This window comes from Pantoea sp. Tr-811 (assembly GCF_011752535.1).
GTDB lineage: Bacteria > Pseudomonadota > Gammaproteobacteria > Pseudomonadales > Pseudomonadaceae > Aquipseudomonas.
Map to the genome: position 1 here is coordinate 1 of NZ_VWXJ01000042.1, position 7227 is coordinate 7227.

At 63.2% G+C, this 7227-nt stretch carries 8 protein-coding genes; 3 read left to right on the plus strand and 5 right to left on the minus strand.

Translation table 11 applies throughout. From position 1 onward, the window contains the following. Positions 1-148 precede the first annotated feature (148 nt). The 3 genes from F3J44_RS29180 to F3J44_RS29190 form a co-directional block, all read right to left on the minus strand. Positions 149-2572 (minus strand): TonB-dependent receptor, encoded by a 2424-nt coding sequence (locus tag F3J44_RS29180; RefSeq protein ID WP_167277960.1) that lies wholly within the window; start codon positions 2570-2572, stop codon positions 149-151. Between the two features lie 130 nt (positions 2573-2702). Further along, positions 2703-3575 carry a FecR domain-containing protein gene (locus tag F3J44_RS29185; protein WP_205300262.1) on the minus strand — a complete coding sequence of 291 codons (873 nt, stop codon included), beginning with the start codon at positions 3573-3575 and terminating at the stop codon, positions 2703-2705. Continuing rightward, positions 3568-4086, minus strand: coding sequence for an RNA polymerase sigma factor (locus F3J44_RS29190; RefSeq protein ID WP_167069967.1), 519 nt, complete (start codon positions 4084-4086; stop codon positions 3568-3570). The genes F3J44_RS29185 and F3J44_RS29190 overlap by 8 nt, the downstream gene beginning before the upstream one ends. Before the next feature lie 136 nt (positions 4087-4222). On the opposite strand from F3J44_RS29190, the gene F3J44_RS29195 reads away from it, so the two are divergent. Then, positions 4223-4711 (plus strand): LEA type 2 family protein, encoded by a 489-nt coding sequence (locus tag F3J44_RS29195; protein WP_167277958.1) that lies wholly within the window; start codon positions 4223-4225, stop codon positions 4709-4711. Positions 4712-4716: 5 nt separating this feature from the next. Here the strand turns inward: F3J44_RS29195 and F3J44_RS29200 are convergent, their stop codons facing one another. Continuing rightward, positions 4717-4980 (minus strand): hypothetical protein, encoded by a 264-nt coding sequence (locus F3J44_RS29200; protein WP_167069974.1) that lies wholly within the window; start codon positions 4978-4980, stop codon positions 4717-4719. Between the two features lie 126 nt (positions 4981-5106). On the opposite strand from F3J44_RS29200, the gene F3J44_RS29205 reads away from it, so the two are divergent. Then, positions 5107-5424 carry a YqjD family protein gene (locus F3J44_RS29205; protein WP_167069976.1) on the plus strand — a complete coding sequence of 106 codons (318 nt, stop codon included), beginning with the start codon at positions 5107-5109 and terminating at the stop codon, positions 5422-5424. A gap of 3 nt (positions 5425-5427) precedes the next feature. Here F3J44_RS29205 and F3J44_RS29210 read toward each other — a convergent pair whose 3' ends face one another. Beyond that, entirely contained in the window at positions 5428-6045 is a 618-nt protein-coding gene (locus F3J44_RS29210) for a tRNA-(ms[2]io[6]A)-hydroxylase (RefSeq protein WP_167069979.1), read from the minus strand. Positions 6046-6199: 154 nt separating this feature from the next. On the opposite strand from F3J44_RS29210, the gene F3J44_RS29215 reads away from it, so the two are divergent. After that, entirely contained in the window at positions 6200-7063 is an 864-nt protein-coding gene (locus F3J44_RS29215; protein WP_167069981.1) for a universal stress protein, read from the plus strand. Positions 7064-7227 lie beyond the last annotated feature (164 nt).

Genomic DNA, 7227 nt, shown 5'->3' on the forward strand with positions numbered 1-7227 from the left:
TGCACAAGGCGCACAATCGTGTTTCGTCGTAAACTTTTTCATGGTCTCGCCCTCGCTGCCGTTGGCTTCTTAGAACGCCACCGTGGCACTGTGATGCCTCGGCGGGGGCGAGTCCATTTAATTACAGAAATATCGGCTAAATCAAACCTTAGTAAGCCATGCTCCAAGTCAGGGTGTAGGTGCGGCCACGCCCCTGGTAGTCATACAGGTAGGCAGGCCCATAGGTGGGCGAGTAGAACAGCGTCGCCCGCTGCCCCCAAACCGTGCTGTATTGCTTGTTCAGCAGGTTCTGCACCCCGGCGCTGAAGGTGCCGAACCCGGTTTCCTGGCTACCCAGCAGATCGAACGTGGTGTACCCGTCGATTTCATGGTCGGCATCGTCCTTGAGGCTGAACGCATGGTTGGCCTGCAACCGTGCGCTGCGGCCATCGCCTTTCCAGCCAACGAACGCGGTGGCCTTGGACAACGATGCGTAGCGGGCATCACGCTTGATCCAACCGCCGTTGGCAGCCTCTTCCTCGGAACGGGTCAGGTGCAAGGTGCCGCCGGCTTCCCAGCCGGTCTGGAAGTGCCGGGTCAGGGCACCTTCGAAGCCAAAATCGCGACTCTTCTGGTCTTCGACGTTGATGGTCAGGGTTTGCGAGTCGACGTTGATGATCTTGTCCGACCAGATGTAGTACAACGCCGCCTGGGCGTCCCAGTCGAGGTCGGCGTAGCGCCAACCCAGCTCGACCTGGCGGCTCTTGATGCCGGCCAGTGGGTTGTCGGCCACGCTCAAGCCCTGCTTGCCGTAGTACTTGGCCGGGTCTGGCAGGTCGAAGCCCTCGCCGTAGTTGGTCCAGACCTGGTGGCCGTTCTTGAAGTCGTAGATGGCACCGATGTTGTACAGGTTCACCTGGTAGTCGTTGCTGCCGCCGGGCACGCCCTTGAAATCGCTGACGTCGACGTCCATCTGCTGGCGCCGGGCGCCGCCTGACAAGGTGAGGTTGTCGGTGGCGTGCCAGTCGAGCTGGGCATACACCGACACGCCGTCTACCCGGTAGCTGGGGTAGCGCGCGGCCTTGCTCTGCTCATCCATGCTCAGGCCGCCACTTTCAGACGAGCTCAGGGCGTCGAAGGTGGTCTGCTCGGCATTGAAGCGCTCGCGGTCCAGGTCCAGGCCGTAGGTCAGCTTCAGGCTGTTCCACTGCTTGGCGAACAGGCCCTTGAGGCTGGTGACCTCGAAGTTCTGCTGCGAGGCGGCGAAGTACACCCCGCGCGAACCGGTGGGCGTGGCGCGGTTGTAGTAGGGGAACGGGTAGAAGTTGTCGTCTTCCTTGCGGTATGAGGCCTGCAGGTAGAAGTCCTGGCCCAGGACGTCGGTGTGGTGGTAGTTGGCGTTGAGCAGCAGGCGCCGGGTACGTGGCTCCAGGTCCGACGAGTAGCCGCTGCGCAGCTCGGCATCTTCAAGGTCGGAGGGCGCGTTGTACTTGAGGTTGGGGAAATAGATGCCGGTGCTGCCGTGGTTGCCGGAATCGTAGTACTGGGCCAGCAGGTCGAGGCTCTGCTGCTCGGTGAACTGCATGCCGAGGGTGCCGAGGATATCGAGGGTGCGGTTGTACTGCAGGTCGGTCTGGGTGTTGTCGATGAATACCTGGTCGCCCGCACCGTCGTAGAACGCTTCGTTCTGCTCGCCAGAAATACCCAGGCGGCCGTGGATACGCTCGTTGCCGCCGCTGACCGACTGGGCGAAGCGGGTGGCCAGGTCGTCGCTGTTGTTGAAACCGCTGCTGGCACCGAGCTGGGTTTCGAAACGGGCCGGGCCGGGCTCGCCCTTCTTGGTCACGATATTGATGATGCCGCCGGTGGCGCCACCGCCGTAGATGGCGCTGGCACCAGACAACACTTCGACACGCTCGACGTTGAACGGCGAGATGCTGTCGAACTGACGCGACAGGCCGCGGGAGCTGTTCTGGCTGACGCCATCGATCATCACCAGCACGTTGCGCCCACGCATGTTCTGGCCGTAGTTGGTGCGCCCTTCCGGTGCAAGGTCCAGGCCCGGCACCAGCTTGCCGATGGCTTCCTTGAGGCTGACGCCGCTGTCGATCTGCTCGCGCAGTTGCTGTTGGTCGACGACCCAGACGGTGCCGGGGATCTCACTGATGGCGGTGCTGGTGCGCGAGGCGACGCTGACTTCGATAGGCTTGAGGTTGACCGCCTGGGGCGCACCATCGGCCTTGCGCAAGGTGATGGTGCGGCTGTCGTTGTAGTGCCAGGCCATGCCGCTGCCGGCAAGCAGTTGCTGAAGTGCCTGGTCGACGCCGTAGCTGCCTTGCAGGGCCGGGCTGGTGAGGCCGGCAACATCGGCGGTGGTGTACAGCAGGTGCAGCCCCGCCTGGTCGGCGAACGCGGTCAGGGCCTGGTCCAGCGCTTGCGCGGGCACATCCAGCGCAACCTGGCGGCTCTGCACCTGCGCGCCTGCATCCGTTGCGGCCCAGGCCTGCAAGGGGCCGGCGAGCACGGCCAGGGCGCTGCAGGACAGCAGGGCATGGTGGAAACGACCGCCGCGACGGTACGAGGGCATGGGCATCAAGGGCACGAATAAGCTTCCAGACAAGTCGTAAATGAGAATGGGTTGCTGATCAGTCCCACTACGACGATCTGGCTTGTGCGAACTTGCAGTGCCAAATGAAAAATATTTTGCCAAGGCCCCTGGGGGCTCAATGCACCACGGCCAACCACGGCAAGTAAGTGACCTTCAGGCCATAACGCTGCTCCAGGGTGCGCAGCAAGGCCTGGGGTTCGTCGAGGTCGAACACGCCACTGACCTCCAGGGCTGCGAGCTTCTGGTCAGAGAGCAGGATGCGGCCTTGCTGGTAGCGCTCAAGCTCCGCCAGCACCTGGCCAAGGGGCTTGCCGTTGAAGATCAACTTGCCCCGCTGCCAGGCGGTCTGGGCACTGGCGTCCGGCGCCACGGCGAGCTCCCGCTCACCCACTTTGGCCTCACCCTTGGCCAGCACCACTTGGCCATCGCGGCGCACGCTAAAGGTGGCTTGGCTGCCCTGTACCGCCTCCCCTGCCGTCTCCACCACGAAGGGGCGCGGGTCGGCGGCAGTTTCGAACAACGCTTCGCCTGCTTGCAAGGCCACCCGCCGTTCGCTTGCGCTGTAGCGCACATCAAGGGCGCTAGCGCTGTTGAGCAGTACGCGCGAGCCGTCTGCCAGGGTGATGCTGCGCCGCTCGCCCAGCCCGGTGTGGTAGTCCGCCAGCCACACGGGCGCCCGTTGCCAGCCGCCGACGCCAGCAACCAGCAGCACCACCGCAGCGGCGATGCCTGCTGCCCAGTGGCGTCGGCGGCGGATGGGTTGGGCCTGGAACGCCTGGGCGGTTGGCGCCTGGCCAATGTCCTGCCACAGTGCCTGGGCTTCAAGGGCCGCCTCGGCATGCGCCGGGCTCAACTGGCACCAGCGCTGGTAACGCGCCTGATCCGCTGCCGTGGCATGGCCCGAATGCAGCAATACCTGCCAGTCGAGGGCATCGTCGGACAGGTCGCTGAGCGGCTGGGGCGGGTGCATGGTCGGGGTATCAGTCATGGTTATGCTTGAGCCAGTCTCGGCAGTGGCGCAAGGCCTGGCCAATGTATTTTGCCACCATGCTCTCGGAAACGCCCAGCCGTTGTGCGATCTGCGCCTGGGTCAGGCCCTCGACGCGGTTGAGCAACAGCGCCTCGCGGGCGTTGCCGGGCAGCTGCAGCAGGGCCTGGTCGAGCATCTGCAAGCGCTCGCGGGCCAGCAGGGTTGCCTCGGGTGCAGGTGCCGGGCAGGCCACCTCCCCGGCGCCGTCGCTGTCTTCATGGCTGGCGGCGATGCGTTGCTCGCGGCGCAGGGCATCGATGGCCAGGTTGCCGGCCACGCGAAAGATGAAACTGCGCGCGTGCAGTACCGGCACGGCCTGCTCGTCGATCTTGGCAAGCTTCAGGTAAGTCTCCTGGGCCACATCGGCAGCACGCTGCCGGTCGCTCATACGCCGGGTGAGAAACTGCAGCAGGTCGTCGTAGTGCTCCTGGAAACTTGCCAGCAGCCCGGACACGGGAGACGTCAGCATGGGGTGCAAATACTGCCAGTAGGAGAAATTATCGGGCGTTAATGAGAAACAGTATCTTTCATTAAGCCTGCCACTTTCAACGCTGCCGTGCATTTGCCACACTGCAGCCACCACTTGGCTGCCAAGGTTGGTTCACATGACTGCACGATTGTACCGTCTCACCCGCCTGCTCCTGGCCTTGGCCTTGCTCGGCGCGCTCAACGCCTGCGCGCTGTTTCAGGCCCGCGACCCGCTGACGATCAGCGTGATCGGCATCGACCCGCTGCCGGGCCAGGACCTGGAAATGCGCATGGCCGTGAAGATGCGGGTACAGAACCCCAACGAAACCCCGGTCGACTTCAACGGCATCGCGCTGAACCTGGAAGTCAACGGCCAGCCGCTGGCCTCCGGCGTCAGCGACCAGCAAGGGCATATCGGGCGCTATGAGGAAGCGGTGATCAGCGTGCCGGTCAGCATCACGGCGTTCGCCTTCATCCGCCAGGCCTACGGGCTGAGTACGCTGGGCTCACTGCAGGGCATGCCCTACAAGCTGCGCGGGAAACTGGCCGGCGGGCCGTTGGGTACGGTGCGGTTCAGCGACGAGGGCAAGCTGGACTTGCCCAAAGGTGGCAATCTCGACTGGTAAGGGGATCAGCGGTTTGCGCTGGCCGCGGCCATCATCTTGTTCACTTCGCTGCGCACGAGGCTCGCGTATTCGGGCGGGGTCATGCCATCGAGTTCAGCCCGTACCCACTCTGCCCACTTGCCCTTGCGCCGCGGCTTTTCTGCGATCAGGCGGGCAGCGTCACCTTTGGCCTTGCCCAGGTTGTTTTGCCACATTTCGAACAGCCGCGCCTTTTCGGCCTCGATCTGCGCCCGTTCCTCGAAGCTCATGTTGGCCAGATTGAAACTCATGAAGGTACCTGCCTGCTGAAAATGGCCGCTATCTTACACCGTGACAGCGCCACATCACCAAGCCGAAGCAACTTTCCCGGCGCAGCGGCATCCATTGTTCAACCACCCATCGACGAGGACGAGTTCATGGCCCGAAAAACTGCCGTACCGGATAACGATCAAATCAAGGACCAGGTATTCAGTGAGCTGCAGGCACTGATCGAAGAGTCGGAAAAACTGCTGACCGAGAGCGCTACCCTGGTAGGCGAAGAGGCGGAAACCCTGCGCGCCCAGGTGAGCCTGAAACTGCGCCAGGCGCGCCAAGCTGCCGGTGAGGTGCGCGCCAAGGCGCAACCGGTGGTGGACGCTACCCAGGACTACATTGGCGGGCACCCCTGGCAGACCGTTGCCGTGTCGGCCGGCTTCGGCCTGGTGGTCGGCCTGCTGCTGGGGCGCCGCAACTGAGCGTCAGGCGGCCTGCACCATCGGGATACCACTGTGGAAGCGCAGTTCCTGGTCCGGCGACTGGATCAGTTCGGCTTCCGCTTCCCGCACCAGGGTGATGCGGCGGGCAATGTCCGCCTCATCGCCGTAGTGGTGGGCCAGCTTCAGGTAACCCTGGTAATGGCGCGCCTCGCTCTTGAGCAGGCCGTGATAGAACCTGCCAAGCTCCTCATCGAGGTGCGGTACCAACGCCGCAAAGCGCTCGCAGCTGCGTGCCTCGATGAACGCCCCCACCACCAGCGTATCCACCAGCTTGACCGGCTCATGGGCACGCACCAGGCGCCGCAGGCCGGAAGCGTAGCGCCCCGCCGACACCGGGCGTAGCGGCACGCCACGGCGCTTCATCAGGCGCAGCACCTGTTCGTGGTGTACCAGCTCTTCGCGGGCCAGGCGCGACATCATGTTGATCAGGTCCAGGTGCGTGTTGTACTTGGCAATCAGGCTGAGCGCCGTGCTGGCGGCCTTGAACTCACAATTCTTGTGGTCGATCAGCAGGGTTTCCTGGTCGGCAAGTGCGGCCTCGATCCAGGCATCTGGCGTCGGGCAGCCGAGGAAGGCGTCGATTTCGGGGGTCAAGGACATAAACGTGCAACCACACAGTGCAGACAGGACCGGCGATTATACCGACGGTGGCCGGTAGCACCAGTGGCTATGCTTGATGTACGTCAAGCGGCGATGTGGGGAGCGCCGACTATAGTCAGGCATTGGTCGCCACCTTTGAAGGGAGTTCACGCCCATGCAAGCGGTCCGCAGCATCCTTGTCGTCCTCGACCCCGAACATGCCCATAGCCGGGCGTTGACCCGCGCCAAGCTGATTGCCGGGGTAACCGGCGCACGCCTGCACCTGCTGATGTGTGACAGGAAGCATGACCACGGTGCGCTGCTCAGCCTGCTCAGTAGCCAGTTGCATGATGATGGTTATGACAACGTCACCCATGAACAGAAATGGAAAGACAACCTGCATGAGTCGATCATCCATGTTCAGCAGGCCGAGGGGTGCGAGCTGGTAATCAAGGAACACCGGCCAGACAATCCGCTGAAGAAGGCCTTGCTGACACCCAGCGACTGGAAGCTGCTGCGCCAATGCCCCTGCGCAGTGCTGATGGTCAAGAGCGAACGGCCGTGGACCGGGGGCGTGATCCTGGCAGCTGTGGATGTGGGCAATCAGGATGAAGACCATCGTCGGCTGCACGCGAGCATCATCGACCACGGCTATGGCATTGCTGGGTTGGCCAAGGGCGACCTGCACGTGATCAGCGCCCACCCCTCGCCCATGCTGTCGGCGTCGGACCCGGTCTACCAGCTGAGCGAAACCATTGAAAAGCGCTACCGGGAAGCCTGCAGTGCGTTTCAGGCGGAGTTCGATATCAGCGAAGATCGCCTGCATGTTGCCGAAGGCCCGGCAGATGTACTGATTCCCCACTTCGAAAAGCAACTGGACGCGGTGGTCACTGTGATGGGTACGGTTGCGCGCACCGGCATTTCCGGGGCCTTGATCGGTAATACGTCAGAGGTGGTGCTCGATTCGCTGGAGGGGGATGTGCTGGTGCTCAAAAGTGAGGAAGCCACTGCACACCTGGCAGAGTTGGCACGCGGCTAATACCCACCCCACACGGATAGGGTTGGTGCCCAACCTGGTAGGAGCGAGCAAAGCTCGCGATGCGGTCGGCCAGGCGCCGCGCATCTCAAGAAATTAAAACGCCAGAAAAGACAAAACCCCTACCTGCTCGCGCAGATAGGGGTTTTGCGAAATGAATCTTGACG